The sequence below is a fragment of the Sphaerisporangium dianthi genome, assembly GCF_042654065.1.
GTDB lineage: Bacteria > Actinomycetota > Actinomycetes > Streptosporangiales > Streptosporangiaceae > Sphaerisporangium > Sphaerisporangium dianthi.
On the sequence record NZ_JBHSFP010000036.1, the window covers coordinates 61,012 to 77,587 of the forward strand.

At 71.1% G+C, this 16,576-nt stretch carries 16 protein-coding genes; 15 read left to right on the top strand and 1 reads right to left on the bottom strand.

What is annotated here, in order from left to right:
• Nucleotides 1-111 precede the first annotated feature (111 nt).
• From ffh to dprA, 13 genes are all read left to right on the top strand, one after another.
• Nucleotides 112-1,662, top strand: a complete 1,551-nt coding sequence (ffh, locus tag ACFO60_RS34335; RefSeq protein ID WP_380849276.1) for a signal recognition particle protein — start codon at nucleotides 112-114, stop codon at nucleotides 1,660-1,662.
• Between the two features lie 353 nt (nucleotides 1,663-2,015).
• Complete coding sequence (gene rpsP, locus ACFO60_RS34340; RefSeq protein WP_380849279.1) at nucleotides 2,016-2,495, top strand: 30S ribosomal protein S16; 480 nt, start codon at nucleotides 2,016-2,018, stop codon at nucleotides 2,493-2,495.
• Between the two features lies 1 nt (nucleotide 2,496).
• Entirely contained in the window at nucleotides 2,497-2,739 is a 243-nt protein-coding gene (locus ACFO60_RS34345; protein ID WP_380849282.1) for an RNA-binding protein, read from the top strand.
• Nucleotides 2,740-2,862: 123 nt separating this feature from the next.
• On the top strand, nucleotides 2,863-3,378 hold the full coding sequence (rimM, locus tag ACFO60_RS34350; RefSeq protein WP_380849285.1) for a ribosome maturation factor RimM: 516 nt from the start codon (nucleotides 2,863-2,865) through the stop codon (nucleotides 3,376-3,378).
• A 34-nt stretch (nucleotides 3,379-3,412) separates the two neighbouring features.
• Nucleotides 3,413-4,201 (top strand): tRNA (guanosine(37)-N1)-methyltransferase TrmD, encoded by a 789-nt coding sequence (trmD, locus tag ACFO60_RS34355; protein ID WP_380849288.1) that lies wholly within the window; start codon nucleotides 3,413-3,415, stop codon nucleotides 4,199-4,201.
• Between the two features lie 349 nt (nucleotides 4,202-4,550).
• Nucleotides 4,551-4,916, top strand: coding sequence for a 50S ribosomal protein L19 (gene rplS, locus ACFO60_RS34360; RefSeq protein ID WP_380849291.1), 366 nt, complete (start codon nucleotides 4,551-4,553; stop codon nucleotides 4,914-4,916).
• A 214-nt stretch (nucleotides 4,917-5,130) separates the two neighbouring features.
• On the top strand, nucleotides 5,131-6,012 hold the full coding sequence (gene lepB, locus ACFO60_RS34365; RefSeq protein WP_380849294.1) for a signal peptidase I: 882 nt from the start codon (nucleotides 5,131-5,133) through the stop codon (nucleotides 6,010-6,012).
• A gap of 150 nt (nucleotides 6,013-6,162) precedes the next feature.
• Nucleotides 6,163-6,948: a signal peptidase I gene (gene lepB / locus ACFO60_RS34370; RefSeq protein WP_380849297.1), complete on the top strand. Its 786-nt coding sequence runs from the start codon at nucleotides 6,163-6,165 to the stop codon at nucleotides 6,946-6,948.
• Between the two features lie 130 nt (nucleotides 6,949-7,078).
• Entirely contained in the window at nucleotides 7,079-7,774 is a 696-nt protein-coding gene (locus ACFO60_RS34375) for a ribonuclease HII (protein ID WP_380849300.1), read from the top strand.
• A 39-nt stretch (nucleotides 7,775-7,813) separates the two neighbouring features.
• On the top strand, nucleotides 7,814-8,137 hold the full coding sequence (locus ACFO60_RS34380; RefSeq protein ID WP_012888569.1) for a DUF2469 domain-containing protein: 324 nt from the start codon (nucleotides 7,814-7,816) through the stop codon (nucleotides 8,135-8,137).
• Nucleotides 8,138-9,016: 879 nt separating this feature from the next.
• Nucleotides 9,017-9,370, top strand: coding sequence for a YraN family protein (locus ACFO60_RS34385; protein WP_380849303.1), 354 nt, complete (start codon nucleotides 9,017-9,019; stop codon nucleotides 9,368-9,370).
• Complete coding sequence (locus tag ACFO60_RS34390; protein WP_380849306.1) at nucleotides 9,371-10,915, top strand: YifB family Mg chelatase-like AAA ATPase; 1,545 nt, start codon at nucleotides 9,371-9,373, stop codon at nucleotides 10,913-10,915. It begins immediately after the preceding gene.
• 379 nt (nucleotides 10,916-11,294) lie between these two features.
• Entirely contained in the window at nucleotides 11,295-12,383 is a 1,089-nt protein-coding gene (dprA, locus tag ACFO60_RS34395; protein WP_380849309.1) for a DNA-processing protein DprA, read from the top strand.
• Nucleotides 12,384-12,400: 17 nt separating this feature from the next.
• On the opposite strand, the gene ACFO60_RS34400 is transcribed toward dprA, so the two are convergent.
• Complete coding sequence (locus ACFO60_RS34400; protein WP_380849312.1) at nucleotides 12,401-13,033, bottom strand: murein hydrolase activator EnvC family protein; 633 nt, start codon at nucleotides 13,031-13,033, stop codon at nucleotides 12,401-12,403.
• A 593-nt stretch (nucleotides 13,034-13,626) separates the two neighbouring features.
• Here ACFO60_RS34400 and ACFO60_RS34405 point away from each other — a divergent pair.
• Nucleotides 13,627-14,787: a CoA transferase gene (locus ACFO60_RS34405; protein WP_380849360.1), complete on the top strand. Its 1,161-nt coding sequence runs from the start codon at nucleotides 13,627-13,629 to the stop codon at nucleotides 14,785-14,787.
• Between the two features lie 718 nt (nucleotides 14,788-15,505).
• The gene (gene rpsB / locus ACFO60_RS34410) at nucleotides 15,506-16,468 is read left to right on the top strand and encodes a 30S ribosomal protein S2 (RefSeq protein WP_380849315.1); all 963 of its coding nucleotides are present in this window, start codon (nucleotides 15,506-15,508) and stop codon (nucleotides 16,466-16,468) included.
• Nucleotides 16,469-16,576: the final 108 nt, after the last annotated feature.

Consider the following 16,576-nt stretch of genomic DNA (forward strand, 5'->3'; position numbering starts at 1 on the left):
CCAGCCTTCCGTTCGATACGCGTGACCGGGCCGCGGAGCGGATAGGCTGGGAGGTCGAGTCGCAGACGCGAAGACCCCGGACGACCCGTAGCGCAGAGGCTGGCCAATCACGTGTTCGAGACGCTTTCAGACCGGCTGACATCGGTCTTCTCCTCCCTGAGGTCCAAGGGGAGGCTGTCCGACGCCGACATCGACGCGACCTGTCGAGAGATCCGCATCGCCCTCCTCGAGGCGGACGTCGCGCTCCCGGTCGTCAAGGACTTCGTGTCCCACGTCAAGGAGCGCGCGCGCGGAGCGGAGGTCTCCCAGGCGCTCAACCCCGCCCAGCAGGTCGTCAAGATCGTCAATGACGAGCTGGTGCAGATCCTCGGCGGCGAGACCCGCCGGCTCAGGTACGCCAAGACGCCTCCGACCGTCATCATGCTCGCCGGCCTCCAGGGCGCCGGCAAGACGACCCTTGCGGGCAAGCTCGCCCGCTGGCTGCGCGAGCAGGGCCACGCTCCGCTCCTGGTCGCCGCCGACCTGCAGCGGCCCAACGCCGTCCAGCAGCTCCAGGTGGTCGGCCGGCGCGCCGAGGTCGCCGTCTGGGCGCCCGAGCCCGGCAACGGCGTCGGCGATCCCGTCGAGGTCGCCCGCGGGTCGGTCGACCACGCCCGGCGCCAGCAGCACGACATCGTGATCATCGACACCGCCGGCCGCCTCGGCATCGACCAGGAGCTGATGAAGCAGGCCGCGGACATCCGCGACGCCGTCGGCCCCGACGAGGTCCTGTTCGTCGTCGACGCCATGATCGGCCAGGACGCCGTCACCACGGCCCAGGCGTTCATGGACGGCGTCGGGTTCGACGGCGTGGTGCTCACCAAGCTCGACGGCGACGCGCGCGGCGGTGCGGCCCTGTCGGTGCGGCACATCACCGGCCGCCCGATCATGTTCGCGTCGACGGGCGAGAAGCTCGAGGACTTCGACGCCTTCCACCCCGACCGCATGGCGTCCCGCATCCTCGACATGGGTGACATCCTCACCCTCATCGAGCAGGCCCAGCGCACCTTCGACGAGGACGAGGCCGCCAAGATGGCGGGCAAGCTCGTCTCGGGCGACGGGTTCACGCTCGACGACTTCCTCGAGCAGATGATGATGGTCCGCAAGATGGGGCCGCTCAAGAACCTCCTCGGCATGATGCCCGGCATGGGGCAGATGCGCGACCAGCTCAACCAGGTCGACGAGCGCGACCTCGACCGGGTCGCCGCCGTCATCCGCTCGATGACCCCGGCCGAGCGCCAGGATCCGAAGATCATCAACGGCTCGCGGCGCGCGCGCATCGCCCGCGGCTCCGGCGTCACGGTGACCGAGGTCAGCAGCCTCGTCACCCGCTTCTTCGACGCGCAGAAGATGATGAAGCAGGTGGCCGGCGGCATGGGCATCCCGGGCATGCCCGGCGGCCGCAAGGGCAAGGCCGCGCAGAAGAAGCCCAAGAAGGGGCGCAGGGTCAGCGGGGACCCCCGCAAGGCCGCTCTGGGCAAGGCCGGCGCCGCCAACGGCGAGTCCGGGGCGCCGCAGCTCCCGCCGGGCCTCGGCGGCCTCGGCGGCGGCACGCTTCCGCCCGGGCTCGAGCTCCCGCCCGGCTTCGACCCCTCCAAGTTCCGCCTCCCCGGCCAGAAGTGACCGCCCGGCCAGAAGCCGACGGCGCCCCGTCCGGCCGCACCGCCGGGCGGGTGACACCCCTGGGCGGCGGGCGGGCCGGGCTGGTGACGCCCCCGGCGGGCGGGCCGGGCGGCCGATCCGCCGGGCCGTGAGTCGCCTCTGATACGCCGCCAGGCCCGCCGATCGGGCGCCAAGACGGCGTCGATTCGGACAGGCGCCGAATCATCTGGCAGAATGACATGTTGGAACACCGTGACCGTGGGTGCCCTCTCACCCCCGCGCGTCACGGCTTGTCCCGCGGGCGGTCATCACGTCGTGCCCCACTCGGCGAGACGCCCGCTCACCCACGCGCGAATCCAGGAGAGACCACACCCGTGGCAGTCAAGATCAAGCTCAAGCGGCTCGGCATGATCCGCAACCCGCAGTACCGCATCGTCGTGGCCGACAGCCGCACCAAGCGTGACGGCCGCGCCATCGAAGAGATCGGCCTGTACCACCCGAAGGAGAACCCCTCCTTCATCCAGGTGAACTCGGAGCGCGCGCAGTACTGGCTCGGCGTCGGCGCTCAGCCGACCGAGCCGGTCCTGAAGATCTTCAAGCTCACCGGCGACTGGCAGCAGTTCAAGGGCGAGCCCGCCCCGCCGGCCCTGCTGGTCGCCGAGGCCAAGGCCGACCGTCACGCCATCTACGAGGCCGCGGCCAAGGAGGCGCTCGCCGGTGACACCACCACCGGCAACGCCACCACGCAGCGCAAGCCCAAGAAGGCCGTGAAGGCCGACGACACCACCACCGCCGCCGCCCCGGCCGCCCCGGCCGAGCCGGCCGCTGAGGAGAAGCCGGAAGGCGAGGCCTGAGGTGCTTGAGGAAGCCCTCGAGCATCTGGTCAAGGGCATCGTCGAGCACCCGGACGACGTCCTGGTCCACCCGCGCCGCATCCGCAGCGGGCGTGTCCTGGAGGTCCGGGTCCATCCCGACGACCTCGGTAAGGTCATCGGCCGCGGCGGCCGCACGGCCAAGGCGCTTCGCACCGTCATGAACGCCTTGGGCGACGGCAAGTACGTCCGGGTCGACCTGCTCGACCTGAACGAAGCCCGGTAACCAGACCGCAGAGGCCACCACCTCTGGACAGGGGACCCCCCGGCGACCGGGCGGTCCCCTGTCGCGTTGCGGCGGCCCCGTCCCGGCGGCCGTCACATCCGCCACCTCTTAAGGAGCAGCGACGTGCAGTTGGTCGTCGGCCGCATCGGCCGCCCCCACGGCATCCGTGGTGAGGTGACCGTCGAAGTGCGCACCGACGACCCGGACGCGCGCTTCGCCCCCGGCAGCACCCTCGCCACCGACCCGCCGGGCGCCGGTCCGCTGCTCGTCGAGAGCATGCGCTGGCACAAGAACATCCTGCTGCTCGGCTTCGACGGCGTGGGCGGCCGCGAGGGCGCGGAGGCGCTCCGCGGCACCATGCTCGTCATCGACTCGGCCGAGATCCCGCCGTCCGACGACCCCGACGAGTTCCACGACCACCAGCTCATCGGCCTGTCGGTCGTCACCACCGGCGGCGAGGCCGTCGGCGAGATCGTCGACGTCCTCCACCACGGGCAGGACCTGCTGGTGATCAGGCGGGGCGGCGACGAGGTGTTCGTCCCGTTCGTCAAGGCCCTGGTGCCCGAGGTCGACCTGGCGGCCAAGCGCGTCGTCGTCGACGCGCCTCCCGGCCTGCTCGACCCCGAGGAGACGCCGTGACCGGCCGGCGGCCGGCGGCGTGCGGGCGGTGAGCATGCGCGTCGACATCATCTCGATCTTCCCGGAGTACTTCGCCCCGCTCGACGTCTCCCTCATCGGCAAGGCGCGGCACAAGGGCCTGCTGGACATCCGGCTGCACCAGCTGCGCGAGTGGACCCACGACGTCCACCGCACGGTCGACGACACCCCGTACGGCGGCGGGCCCGGCATGGTCATGAAACCCGAACCCTGGGGACAGGCCATCGACGCCGTCATCGCGGAGGAGAGCACGCCGCCCCGGCTCATCGTCCCGACCCCGAGCGGGCGGCCGTTCACCCAGGAAGTGGCCCTGGAGTACGCCAAGGAGCCCTGGCTGCTGTTCGCGCCCGCCCGCTACGAGGGCATCGACTCGCGTGTCATGGCCGAGTACGGGCCGCGCCTTCGCGTCGACGAGGTCAGCATCGGCGACTACGTCCTGGCCGGGGGAGAGGCGGCGGTGCTCGTCATCGTCGAGGCCGTCGGGCGTCTGCTGCCGGGCGTGCTCGGCAACGCGGGCTCGGTGGCCGACGACTCCTTCGCCCCCGGCGCCATGGCCGGCCTGCTCGAAGGGCCCGTGTACACCAAGCCTCCGGTGTGGCGCGGGCACGAGGTGCCCGCCATCCTGCTCTCGGGCAACCACGGGGCGATCGCCCGCTGGAGGCGCGACGAGGCGCTGCGCCGCACGGCCGCCAAGCGTCCAGAACTGGCCGCGCGGCTGGCCGGCCAGGCCCTGGACAAGCGCGACCGCGAGGTCCTCGACCAGGTGTCCCACCCCGGCGACGCGCCCGCGGCCGAGACCACCTGAGACCGTCGCCGAGGCCGCGGTCCGACGCCCGCCGTGGCCGCGGCTCGATGCTCGTTGTGGCTGCGCTTCGACGCTCGCCGGCGCCGTGGCTCGACGCCCGCCGTGGCCGCACGAGACCTTCGCCAAGGCCGGGACGGCCGCCGGGCCGTCGCTTCGTTTCGCTTCCCGGCGCAAGATATGGCAGACTGAATCGCTGCTGCCAACTGCCCTGCGGTTGGCGTGGCCGGCCCGGCACACGGCCCGGCCTCAGAGACATATTCAGCCCAGTGCTCGTGTCTTCCTCGCCGCCATGCCCAGCGCATGGCCGGGCGGACCTCCGAGCGCTCGCTTAAATCGAGGAACCGCTGTCATGCACACGCTGATCCAGGAGCTTGAGAAGGCCTCCACACGCAGTGACATCCCGAGCTTCCGCCCGGGTGACACGCTCGAGGTCCACGTCCGCGTCGTCGAAGGCAACCGGTCCCGCATCCAGGTCTTCAAGGGCTTCGTGCTGCGTCGCCAGGGCGGCGGCGCGCGTGAGACTTTCACCGTCCGCAAGGTGAGCTACGGCGTCGGCGTCGAGCGCACCTTCCCGGTGCACAGCCCCGTCATCGAGAAGATCGATGTCGTGACCCGCGGTGACGTCCGCCGGGCCAAGCTGTACTACATGCGCGACCTGCGCGGCAAGGCGGCCCGCATCCGCGAGAAGCGCGACGCGCTGCCCACCGGCAAGTAGCCCGGGCGCCGCAGTGGCCCGCACCCGCCAGGGATGCGGGCCATTTTGCTGAGCCTTTTCCGAGGCCTTCCCCGAGGCTCGCGCCCACGGCGCCGCCTCCCTGGTGCCGGGCTCGTTCCGGCGACGGGCCGCCTTTTCGGGGCGCGGAGTTCTTTGGACGTGATGCCGAGTCGGCGACCCGTCGTGGACCGTGCATCATTTAGGCTCGACAGCGATGACTAAGGATGGCCAGGGGGCCGGCGGTCCGCGCCGCCCCGTCGAGGACGAGGTAGACGTGGTCGCGGAAGACACCAAGCCGTCCGCCAAGGGCGGCAAGGAGAAAAAGGGCTCGTTCTGGCGTGAACTCCCGGTCCTGGTGGTGGTCGCGCTGGTCCTGGCGCTCATCATCAAAAGCTTCGTGATCCAGGCGTTCTACATCCCGTCGGAGTCCATGGAGAACACCCTGCTCGTCAACGACAGGGTGCTGGTCAACAAGCTCGTCTACCACACCCGTGACATCGAGCGCGGCGACATCGTGGTGTTCTCCGGCGTCGACTCCTGGGCCAACGAGGTGGACATCCCCGCCCCGTCCAACCCGGTCGCGGGGTTCTTCCGCTGGGTCGGCACGGCCTTCGGCGTGGTCCCCGGCGAGAAGGACTACATCAAGCGCGTCATCGGCCTGCCCGGCGACAAGGTCAAGTGCTGCGACGCCAAGGGGCGCATCACGGTCAACGGCGTCCCCCTCGAAGAGCGGGCCTACCTGTATCCGGACGACCAGCCGTCGCAGAAGTTCTTCGAGATCAAGGTCGAGAAGGACCGCCTGTGGGTGATGGGCGACCACCGTTCGGTCTCGCTCGACTCGCGTTCCCACCAGGGTGACCCCGGTGGCGGCGCCATCCCTGTGGACAAGGTCGTCGGACGGGCGTTCGTCATCGTGTGGCCGTTCTCGCGCGCCACGACGCTGCCCATCCCCGACACCTTCAACCAGGCGGCCTTGAAGTCCGTCGCCATGGCGGGCGGCTCCGCTCCGCTGCTGCTCGGCTTCGCCGGGGCGTTCCCGCTGATGGCGGTGCGCCGCCGGTGGGTCGTCCGCAGGGCGCGACACCGCTCCGACTGACCGCGCGCCTTCCGCGCGCGTTCCGGCCGCCGGGCTCACACCGTCGTCCGCCGCGGCTTCGACGGCGGCCGGCGCTTTCCCCCGAGCAGATGAAGGAGACAGGGCCGCTTCCCCCGGGCCTACCGGCGCCGGGGGCGCCCCGCGATTCCGATGAGCGTCACAGAGGACAAGCCGGAACCACACGAGCCGGTCCCCGCCCAGCACAATGCCGAGCCCGCAGTCCAGGCCGCGGCCGCCAGGGCGGCCGCCGGGCCCGGGGACACGGTCAAGGCCGGGGGCGCCGCAGCAGGGGAGGCCACCGGTTCCGCGGAGCTCGCGGAGCCCGCGGAGCCCGCGACACCGGACGCCGGCGACCGGCAGGACGGTCCGGGAGCCAAGGGGAAGAAGAAGTCCAGCTGGCGAGAGTCGATCGTGCTCGTGCTCGTCGGGGTCCTCGCCGCGGTGCTGGTGCGCCTGTTCGTCCTCGACTCCTTCTACATCCCTTCGGAGTCCATGGAGGACACCCTGTTGATCAACGACAGGGTGGTCGTCAACCGGATCACCGGCGACATCGGGCGCGGCGAGGTCGTGGTGTTCAAGGGCTGGGACGGCACCACGCTGATCAAGCGGGTCATCGGCGTCGGCGGTGACAAGGTGAAGTGCTGTGACGCCAAGGGACGCATCACCGTCAACGGCGTCCCGCTGAACGAGGAGTCCTATCTCAACCCGCAGGACTACCCCTCCCAGGAGAAGTTCGACGTCACCGTGCCCGAGGGCCGGCTGTGGCTGATGGGGGACCACCGCGCCGCGTCGGAGGACTCCCGTGCGTTCAAGGGCGATCGGGACCACGGCACCATCTCCACCGGCGACGTGATCGGCAGGGCCTTCGCGCTCTACTGGCCGCTGTCCCGCATCACCATGCTCCCCGTCCCCGAGACGTTCGCAAAGGTGCGATAACGTACCCCTCTTTCCGATTGGGGCGTAGGCTGGTGGTCATGGTCGCGCTCGCATCGCCGTTCACCGGCCAGGGGGCTCGACTCTCCCGCGGGTCCGTTCCCTCGCGGCGGGGCGACGACCCGCCTGCCTCATGACGATCCTCTTCCGCCCGCGCCCGAGCGTCGTGCGCCGGGACTCAGGGCTTTACGGCTACGAGCGGGCGCTCGCGCGCCGGGGGCTGTCCCCGATCGCCGGTGTGGACGAGGCCGGCCGCGGAGCGTGTGCCGGGCCGCTCGTGGTCGCCGCCGTGGTGCTGCGGTCCGAGATCGACGGCCTGGCCGACTCCAAGCTGCTCACCCCCGCCAGGCGCGAGGTGCTGCACGAACGCATCCTCGCGACGGCGCACGCGGTGAACGTCGTCGTGACGCCGCCCGACGAGATCGACGCGCGCGGGTTGCACAAGTGCAACATCGCCGGGATGCGGCGGGCCGTCGCCGGACTGGGGTGCGATCTCGGGTACGTTCTGATCGACGGGTTCCCGGTGCCCGGCCTGCCCGCGCCATCGTTGGCCGTGTGGAAGGGCGACCAGGTCTCGGCGTGCGTGGCGGCCGCGTCCATCGTCGCCAAGGTGACCAGGGACCGCATGATGACCTCGCTGGACGATCTCTATCCCCAGTACGGCTTCGCCGAGCACAAGGGGTACGTCACGGCCGGTCACCGGCGCGCTCTCGCCGCCCACGGCCCCAGCCCGCATCATCGGTTCTCCTTTGTGACGGTGAACTCGGTGGTGCGGTCAGGAGCGGGTGCCGAGATAGGCGACAATGAAATGGGGGCCGGTGTCCTCTGATGGGCGGCACCAGGGGAGGAAGGGAAGTGGAGGACCGGCATGAGCGCAGAGGATCTCGAGAAATACGAGACCGAGATGGAGTTGCAGCTCTACCGGGAGTACCGCGATGTGGTCGGTCTCTTCACCTACGTCGTTGAGACCGAGCGGCGCTTCTATCTGACCAACTCCGTTGATCTGGACGTTCGCACGGCCGAGAACGGCGACGTCTTCTTCGACGTCAAGATGCAGGACGCCTGGGTCTGGGACATGTATCGCCCGGCACGGTTCGTCAAGAACGTCCGCGTGGTGACGTTCAAGGACGTCAACGTCGAGGAACTGGCCAAACCAGACCTCGAGATGCCCAAAGAGGGCTTCTCGAACTAGCTCCGGCGACACCGCGCGCTGCGCCTGCCCTCGACCAGGGCAAGCGCAGCCCACCGGCACCACTCGCCCACCCCTCGCCTCGGCACCACCCGCCCCGCCCCTCGCCTCGGCACTACCTCGCCCAGGCCCCGCCGTTCCGCCCGGCCTCACCTCGCCCGGGCCCGCCGTTCCGCCCCGGCTCCCACCTCGCCCCCCTCGCCCTGGCATCACCTCGCCCCGGCACCACCACCCGCCGTCCCGTCCGGGCCACCTCACGCCATCGGCGGCCCCACGCTTCACCACGCACACGCGGAGAACACCTCGACCCGGCACCAAGAGGTGACGGCGGGTGAACCAAGTCGTGCGAGGGCGTACTCGCGGAGAAGATCGCATCACGGCGCCAAGAGGTGGCGGCGGGTGAACCAGGTCGTGCGAGCAGGATGTGCTCACGGAGAAGAGTGCATCGCGGTGCCATGGGGTGACGGGACGTGAACCAAGTCGTTGTGAGCAGGGCGTACCCCCGGAGAAGAGCGCATCGCGGCACCAAGAAGTGACGGCAGGTGAACCGGGTCCCGCGGGCCGGGACGTGCTCACGGCGCACACGCGGCACTAGGCCACCGGCCCGCTGAACTACGCGCCGAGTCGTCGCCGGCGCCATGAACCTGGGTTCGTTTCTCCACAACCCCGAAGTGGGTACTTCATCCTCTCCTGCAGTGGTTCCGCCCTGGTGGGGCGTCGGGAGTGTGACGCCTGAACCTGCATGAGCAGGCCATTTCGCCCTCGGTCCTGGTTTCCGTGGCGCGTGGACGCTCATCCTTCCGTCAGCCCTTTCCACAGAACGCCGTTCGGCGATCTGGGCGGTGCGCGTCACGCGCGAAGGTCGGGGCCGGAGGTGGTCGCATGACCATGGCACACGAGCTTGGACGGCACGGCGAGCAACTCGCCGTCGATTACCTGCGGGCGGCGGGCCTGCGCATCCTGGAGCGCAACTGGTGCTGCGCCGAGGGCGAGATCGACATCCTGGCCCGTGAGGGCCCGATCCTCGTGGTCGTGGAGGTCAAAACCCGTTCCGGGCGCAGCCACGGCTCGGCCTTCGAGGCGGTGACCGCGGCCAAGCTCGCCAAGCTCCGCACCGTCGCGGCCCGCTGGCTCAGCGGCCAGAGCGAGTGGTTCTCCTCCATCCGCATCGACGTGGTCGCCCTCGAGCGCTTCGCCGGAGAGTTCTCGATCCGGCACGACCGGGGGGTGTCGTAGATGGCCGTCGCCCGCACGCGGTGTGTCGCCGTGGTCGGAGTGAGCGGCCACGTGGTGGAAGTGGAGGCCGACGTGGGCCACGGCATCGCCGGCGTCCACCTGATCGGCATGCTCGACACCGCGCTGAGCGAGGCTCGCGACCGCGTCCGCTCGGCCGTCATCAACAGCAGATACCCCTGGCCCGACGCGCGGGTCACCATAAGCCTGTTCCCGGCCAGCCTGCCCAAGCGCGGCAGCCTGTTCGACCTCGCCATCGCGGTCTCGTTGCTGGGAGCCGCCGGGGTGGTCCCCAAGCAGCGCGTCGCATCGCCGTTCTTCCTCGGAGAGCTCGGGCTGGACGGCTCGGTGCGACCGGTGCGAGGGGCCCTCCCCGCCGTACTCGCCGCGGTGGAGGCCGGCGCCGATTGCGTGGTGGTTCCCATGGCGAACGCGGCGGAGGCGTGCCTGGTGCCGGGAGTCACCGTGGTGCCGGTCCTCACGCTCGCCGAGCTGGTCGAGAACCTGCGAGGCGGGGACGCGGCCGGCATGCCGGTCATGCGCGAGGTGGAGGAGCCCGCGCCGAGCGCAGGCCCCGACGCGACCGGGCTTTCGCCTGATCTCGCCGATGTCGCGGGCCAGGCCATGGCCCGCCGGGCCCTGGAGGTATGCGCCGCCGGGGGGCACAACCTGTGGATGCTGGGACAGCCCGGCACGGGCAAGACGATGCTGGCCGAACGCCTGCCCACCTTGCTGCCTCCTCTCGATCGTGACCAGGCGCTGGAGGTCACGGCCATCCATTCGGTCGCAGGCACCCTGCCACCGGGGCGCCCGTTGCTGCGGCATCCGCCGTTCATGGCGCCGCATCACACGGCCACCATCGCGGCGATCGTCGGCGGCGGCAGCGGCGTCATCCGTCCCGGAGCCGTCTCTCTCGCCCACCGGGGCGTGCTCTTCCTCGACGAAGCTCCAGAGTTCCCCGCGCGCGTGCTCGACTCACTCAGGCAACCGCTCGAGTCCGGGCGGGTCACCGTCGCGCGGGCCGCGGGCACGGTCACGTTCCCGGCCCGATTCATGCTCGTGCTCGCCGCCAATCCCTGTCCCTGTGCCCAGCCGTCCACCCCGGAAAGTCCCTGCCAGTGCACGCCTCACCAGCGGCGGCGCTATCTCACCAGGCTCTCCGGGCCACTTGTCGACCGCATAGACGTCAAGGTGCGGCTCGCCCGCTCCACACGGCGCGAGCTGCTGTCCGACCGCCAGTTCATCGAACCGAGCGCGGTGGTGGCCGAGCGCGTGGCACTGGCTCGCGAACGCACCCTCAAACGGCTCGCGGGCACTCCGTGGAGGTGCAACGCCGAGATCCCCACGGGGGCGCTCCATGCCGACTACCGCCTCCCCGCGCCGGCGATGTCCCCCCTCTACCGCTGCCTGGACACCGGAGAGCTGAGCGCCCGGGGTCTCGACCGCGTCATCCGGATCTCGTGGACCCTCGCCGATCTCACGGGCAAGGACAGGCCCGACCTGCCAGAGACCAGCGCAGCCCTGGCCTTATGGCTCGGCACCGAATGACCCTCTCCCGACCAGAACCGCCGCCTCCGAAGCCGCCCGGCGATCCACGCTCCCCCCGGCCCCCACCACCGCCAAAGCCACCAGAGGACCCATGCACCCCCTCACCGCCACCACCTCAACCACCCCCACCACCCCCACCACCCCCGGGCCGACCACAGCCACGGCGACTTCCGGGCCGACCGAAGCCGTCGCGGCGGTCGCCGTGTCGCCCGGGCCCTTCCCCTCGTCCACCGAGCGGTCCGAGGCGGTCACCTCGCCCAGGGGCCCGGATGACCGGCCTTCTCCATCTGAGGACGGAAGGCCGGTCACACTCCAGCGAAACGCCGGCAGGCTGGCGCGGGTCACACTGATGCGCGTCTCCGACGCGGGTGACGGCCTCATGGGCAGACTGGTCGCCGCGTACGGGCCCGAGGGAGCGCTGGGACAGGTGCGACAGGGGCGGCTCGATCCCTGTTTCGTCGAAGAGATGACCTCCGGCAAGAGCAGGCCACCGGATGTCGAGCGCCACCTCAGGGCGTGGCGAGCCCGGCTGCAGGGGGCCGACCCGGTTGCCGACCTCGACGAGGGCGCGCGGCTGGGTGCGCGCCTCATCGTGCCCGGTGACCTGGAATGGCCGACCCAGTTGGACGACCTCGGGCCCGAACGGCCTTTGGCGCTGTGGTTGCGCGGAGACGCCGACCTCCGGTTCTCCTGCCTTCGCTCCGTGGCGGTGGTCGGTTCCCGGGCGGCCACGCCCTACGGCACCCACGTCTCGGCGGAGATGGGCGCCGGTCTGGCGGAGGCCGGCTGGACCGTCATCTCGGGAGGCGCCTACGGCGTCGACGCGGCCGCGCACCGAGGCTCGCTGGCCGGCTCGGCGCCGACCGTCGCGGTGCTGGCGTGCGGCATCGACATCGTCTACCCCGCGGCCAACCATGCCTTGTTCGCGGCCGTTCGCGGCAAGGGGGTGATCGTGAGCGAGTGCCCGCCCGGCGTCCGTCCCACGCGACCGCGGTTCCTCATCCGCAACCGGGTGATCGCCGCGCTGTCCCGGGGCACGGTCGTCGTGGAGGCGGCTCTGCGCAGCGGGGCGCTCAACACCGCCACCCACGCGGTCGCACTGCGCCGCCATCTCGCCGCGGTGCCGGGGCCTGTCACTTCGGAGAACTCAGCGGGTTGTCATCGGCTCATCCGCCGGGCGGAGGCCGTCTGCGTCACCTCGTGCAGAGACGTGATCGAGCTGGTGGGCGCCATCGGCGACGACCTCGCGCCGGAGCCGCGAGGGCCTGTGCTGCCACGGGACTCCCTCGATGACGAGACCCGGGCCGTCCTTGAGTCGGTGCCGGCGCGATCGGGAGCCGGACCGGCGACGATCGCCGTGGCCGCGGGGGTGGACATCCCGACGGTCCTGAGCCGTCTCGGAGCCTTGGCGGCGGCAGGCTACGTGGAACGCGCAGGCCGCGGCTGGCGCCTCCGCCACATCCACTGAACCCAAGCCGCGGGTTGTCATGGCGTGGCGGGCCAGTGGGGGAGGAGGCGCACCTGGCCGAGGGCCACGAGCAGCAGGGGGTCGAGGTAGCGCCGAGTGTGGATCAAGCCCCAGTGGAGGCAGGGGGACGCGCAGTGTGAAGCCGGCCCCTCGATGGTGCCGATGATCTGACCGCGTTTCACCGTCTGCCCGCGCCGCACCTTGGCGTGCACCGGCAGATATGTCGTCCGCAGCCCCTCCGGATGCGTGATCATGACCACGCCTCGGCCGGCGAAGGGTCCCGCGTAGCCCACGACGCCGGGACCGGCCGCCCTCACTCGCTGCCCCGGACGCACGGCGAGATCGGTTCCACGGTGCCCGGCGAGCCAGGGCCGCGACGGCGGAGCGAACGGGCGCAGCACCTGGACCTGCCCGTCCACGGGCAGCCCCCAGCGAAGGTGATCACCCGGGGACCGCGAGGGCGCCGTGCCACCCGGCGCGGCTGCGGCGGGCGGGGTCGAGGCGGAGGGGTGGTGGCGTGGTCCGGTGGTCGAGGCGGTCGTAGTGACCGAGGCGGTCGTGGTGGTCGCCGAGGGCTGGAATGGGGGCGGTGACATGGTGATGAGGGCCATGAGGGACACCAGGGCCAGGCGGGCGATCGAAAGGCGCATGGCAGGAGACTGTCTTCGAACAACGCACCCCGGCTGGACCGAATCTGATTCTGTGCATAACCGGCCACCGATGTCTGGATGACCATGTCGCGGTGGAGCAGGCGTCGGAGTGAGGAGGAGCTGTGGAGGTCGGTGCGATCATCGGTGGGCTCGGAGCGGAGGTCGGGCTCGATCTTCCGGCGGCGCACGTGGTGGGCGATGATCCGGTGCTTCCTTCCGTGTTCCGGGTCGGGACGGCCGCGGCCGCCTGCGTCGGTGCGGTCACCGGCGCCGTCGCATTGTGGTGGCGGAGGTCCGGGATGGCGCCCGAGGTCGACGTCCGGGAGGCAGCGGTCGCGTTCCGGGACGAACGCTACTTCCGCATAGACGGAACGACGCCGGCTCTTTGGGCGCCGCTGTCGGGGGACTACCGGACCGCCGGTGACGGATGGGTGCGGCTGCACTGCAATTTCGACCACCACCGCGATGCCGTACTGCACGCGCTGCGGTTGCCCGAGGGCGCGCAGAGGTCCGCTGTGGCCGCCGCCTGCGCGAGACGCGCGGCATCGGACATCGAGGAGGCGGTGGCGCGGGTCGGGGGTTGCGCGGCCGCCATGCGGAGTCGCGCGCAGTGGCAGGCGCATCCGCAGGGCGTCGCCGTCGGAGGACTCCCGTTGATCGGCCTCCGTCGTCTTGACGAGCCTTCTCCAGGGTCTGCCGCATTCGCCGTTTCCGTCGCACCCGACGGTTTCCCGGGATCCAGCGATTCCCGGCGATCCGACCCTTCGGCGGGGGCCGGTCTCACTTCACTGCCCGGGTCTTCTGCCGGCTCCGGCACGATCGCGCATCCTGGTCCTCCTGACGGCCCCCGGTCGGCTCCGGGGCCTGGTTCTGCCGCGTGGTCCGGATCCGCGGCGGAGTTCGGAGCCTTCGCCTCGGCTGCTGTCTTCGCAGGTGGAGCGGCTCGTGAGGGAGCCGTGGGAGGGGGCGGGCGTCCGCTGGAGGGGGTTCGGGTGCTCGATCTCACCCGGGTGATCGCCGGTCCGGTGGCGACGCGGACACTGGCGGCGTACGGCGCCGAGGTTCTGCGGGTCGGCGCGGCACACCTGCCGGAGGTCCCCGGTCTGGTGATCAGCACGGCGCTGGGCAAGCGGTCCTGCGAGATCGACCTGCGCACCCCGGAGGGCGCGGCCGCGTTCAGAGAGCTGGTGGCGAGTGCGGACGTGGTCGTCCAGTCCTATCGGCCGGGGGCGCTGGCGCGGCTGGGGTTCGGCCCGCGTGAGCTGGCGGCCATGCGGGCGGATGCCATGGGGGCGCGGCGAGGGCTCGTCTGCGTGGACATCTCGGCGTACGGCTCGCGCGGGCCATGGGCGGGACGGCGCGGGTTCGACAGCCTGGTCCAGATGGCCTGCGGCATCGCGCACGAGCAGGGGGAGGGGGCTCGTCCCGTGCCGTTGCCGGCTCAGGTGCTCGACCACGCGACCGGCTGGCTCGCCGCTCTGGGGGCGATCGCTGGGCTGCTTCGCAGCGAGAGGGAAGGCGGGTCGTGGCATGTCGAGCTGTCGCTCGCCCGTACAGCCCTCTGGCTGGACGGGCTCGGCCGGGTCGACGGCATGGCGGCACCCGAGCCGCGGGTCGGCGATCTGCTGGAGGAGATGGAGAGCTCGTTCGGCAAGCTCACCTACGTCCGTGCCCCGGGGGCGGTCGCCGACGTCCGGCCCTTCTGGTCCGCACCCCCGCCCCGCCGCGGAGAGCATCCCCCAACCTGGGTGTAGAGGCGCGCATCCCCCACCTGTACGGAGAAGGCCGGGGCCGGTCTCGTCTGGGAGGGCGCGGGCTGACGCCGGGGCTCGTAGCCAGGCGGCAGAGATCCTCTCACCTGAAGGAGAAGGCTGGGGGCGGTCTTGTTCGGGGAGGGCGCGAGTTGACGTCAGGGCTGGTGGCCAGGCGATCGAGATCCTCCGACCTGGGTGTCGAGGCGAGCATCCACCCAACTGGATGGAGAAGGCCGGGGGCGGTCTTGTTCAGGGAGGGGGTGAGCTGACGCGAGGGCTCGTGGCCAGGCGATCGGAGTCCTTCCCCACCAGTGGCCACCAGGCAGCGGGTCCTCCGGAGAGGCCGAACCGGTGATCAGCGGGCTTGTGCGGCTCCTTCCTGCTCCCCCTGGCGGCCGACTTGAGGGCGCTCGCCGTGGCGTGGCGTCTGGGGGACGCTGACGGTTCCGGGGGGTGCCATGCGGGGGCGAAATCGCGATCATGCCTTGCTCTCACTGTGGGGAACCCCGTGCGGTGGGCGGGGCGCGGCTTGGTTCCGGGTACACTTTTGGTGGCTCGCCAAGCGGGCCGACTTCGCACGCCCACAGGCGATTCGTCCTCTCGGTCCGGGTTTCGATCCGGATGGGACGACTCAGGGCGTCAGGGCGGGAGCCAAAGGCTTCCGCGGACAACCGAGAAACGCGCCCTCGCGGCGCTCTACCCAGGAGGACCATTACTCATGGCCCCCGTCGTCACCATGCGGCAGATGCTCGAGAGCGGCGTCCACTTCGGGCACCAGACCCGGCGCTGGAACCCGAAGATGAAGCGCTTCATCCTCACCGAGCGCAACGGCATCTACATCATCGACCTGCAGAAGTCGCTGTCCTTCATCGACCGCGCCTATGACTTCGTCAAGGAGACGGTCGCCCACGGCGGCACCATCCTGTTCATCGGCACCAAGAAGCAGGCCCAGGAGGCCATCGCCGAGCAGGCCGCGCGGGTCGGCATGCCCTACGTCAACCAGCGCTGGCTGGGCGGCATGCTCACGAACTTCTCCACCGTGCACAAGAGGCTCCAGCGTCTGAAGGAGCTCGAGGAGCTCGACTTCGACAACGTGGCAGGCTCCGGGCTCACCAAGAAGGAGCTCCTGATGCGCCGCCGCGAGAAGGACAAGCTCGAGCGCACCCTCGGCGGCATCCGGGACATGGCCCGGGTCCCGAGCGCGGTGTGGGTCGTCGACACCAAGAAGGAGCACATCGGGATCAGCGAGGCCCGTAAGCTCAACATCCCGGTCGTCGCCATCCTCGACACCAACTGCGACCCCGACGAGGTCGACTACCCGATCCCGGGCAACGACGACGCCATCCGCGCCGTCAGCCTGCTCACCCGCGTGATCGCCGACGCCGTGGCCGACGGCCTGATGGCGCGCGCCGGCGCGACCCGCGGCGACGAGAAGCCCTCCCCCGCCGCCGAGCCGCTGGCCGAGTGGGAGCGCGAGCTGCTCGCCCGCACGGACGAGGAAGCCGCCGCTCCGGAAGCCGCCGCCGAGGCCCCCGCCCAGGAGGACGCCCCGGCAGCTCCCGCCGCGGAGGCCGCGGAGCCCGCCGAGGCTGCCGAGGTCACCGAGGCCGCGGACGCCACCGAGGAGGCCACTCCGGCCGCTCCCGCCGCCGAGGCCGAGGGCACCGAGCAGCAGGGCTGAGGCTCCGTCAGGCCGTACGGGCACCTGCCGTACGGCGAGCAAGTCTCTTCACGGGTGGGTGCGCTGACCAGGGGCGCACCCACCCGATCCACGACGACTCGACGAGGA

Excerpts from the sequence above, each read along its gene's own strand:
- trmD (WP_380849288.1), top strand. The coding sequence starts at position 3,413 with ATGCGCGTCGACATCATCTCGATCTTCCCGGAGTACTTCGCCCCGCTC.
- rplS (WP_380849291.1), top strand. The coding sequence starts at position 4,551 with ATGCACACGCTGATCCAGGAGCTTGAGAAGGCCTCCACACGCAGTGAC.
- lepB (WP_380849294.1), top strand. The coding sequence starts at position 5,131 with ATGACTAAGGATGGCCAGGGGGCCGGCGGTCCGCGCCGCCCCGTCGAG.
- lepB (WP_380849297.1), top strand. The coding sequence starts at position 6,163 with ATGAGCGTCACAGAGGACAAGCCGGAACCACACGAGCCGGTCCCCGCC.
- ACFO60_RS34375 (WP_380849300.1), top strand. The coding sequence starts at position 7,079 with ATGACGATCCTCTTCCGCCCGCGCCCGAGCGTCGTGCGCCGGGACTCA.
- ACFO60_RS34380 (WP_012888569.1), top strand. The coding sequence starts at position 7,814 with ATGAGCGCAGAGGATCTCGAGAAATACGAGACCGAGATGGAGTTGCAG.
- ACFO60_RS34385 (WP_380849303.1), top strand. The coding sequence starts at position 9,017 with ATGACCATGGCACACGAGCTTGGACGGCACGGCGAGCAACTCGCCGTC.
- ACFO60_RS34390 (WP_380849306.1), top strand. The coding sequence starts at position 9,371 with ATGGCCGTCGCCCGCACGCGGTGTGTCGCCGTGGTCGGAGTGAGCGGC.
- dprA (WP_380849309.1), top strand. The coding sequence starts at position 11,295 with ATGGGCAGACTGGTCGCCGCGTACGGGCCCGAGGGAGCGCTGGGACAG.
- ACFO60_RS34400 (WP_380849312.1), bottom strand. The coding sequence starts at position 13,033 with ATGCGCCTTTCGATCGCCCGCCTGGCCCTGGTGTCCCTCATGGCCCTC.
- ACFO60_RS34405 (WP_380849360.1), top strand. The coding sequence starts at position 13,627 with ATGCGGAGTCGCGCGCAGTGGCAGGCGCATCCGCAGGGCGTCGCCGTC.
- rpsB (WP_380849315.1), top strand. The coding sequence starts at position 15,506 with ATGGCCCCCGTCGTCACCATGCGGCAGATGCTCGAGAGCGGCGTCCAC.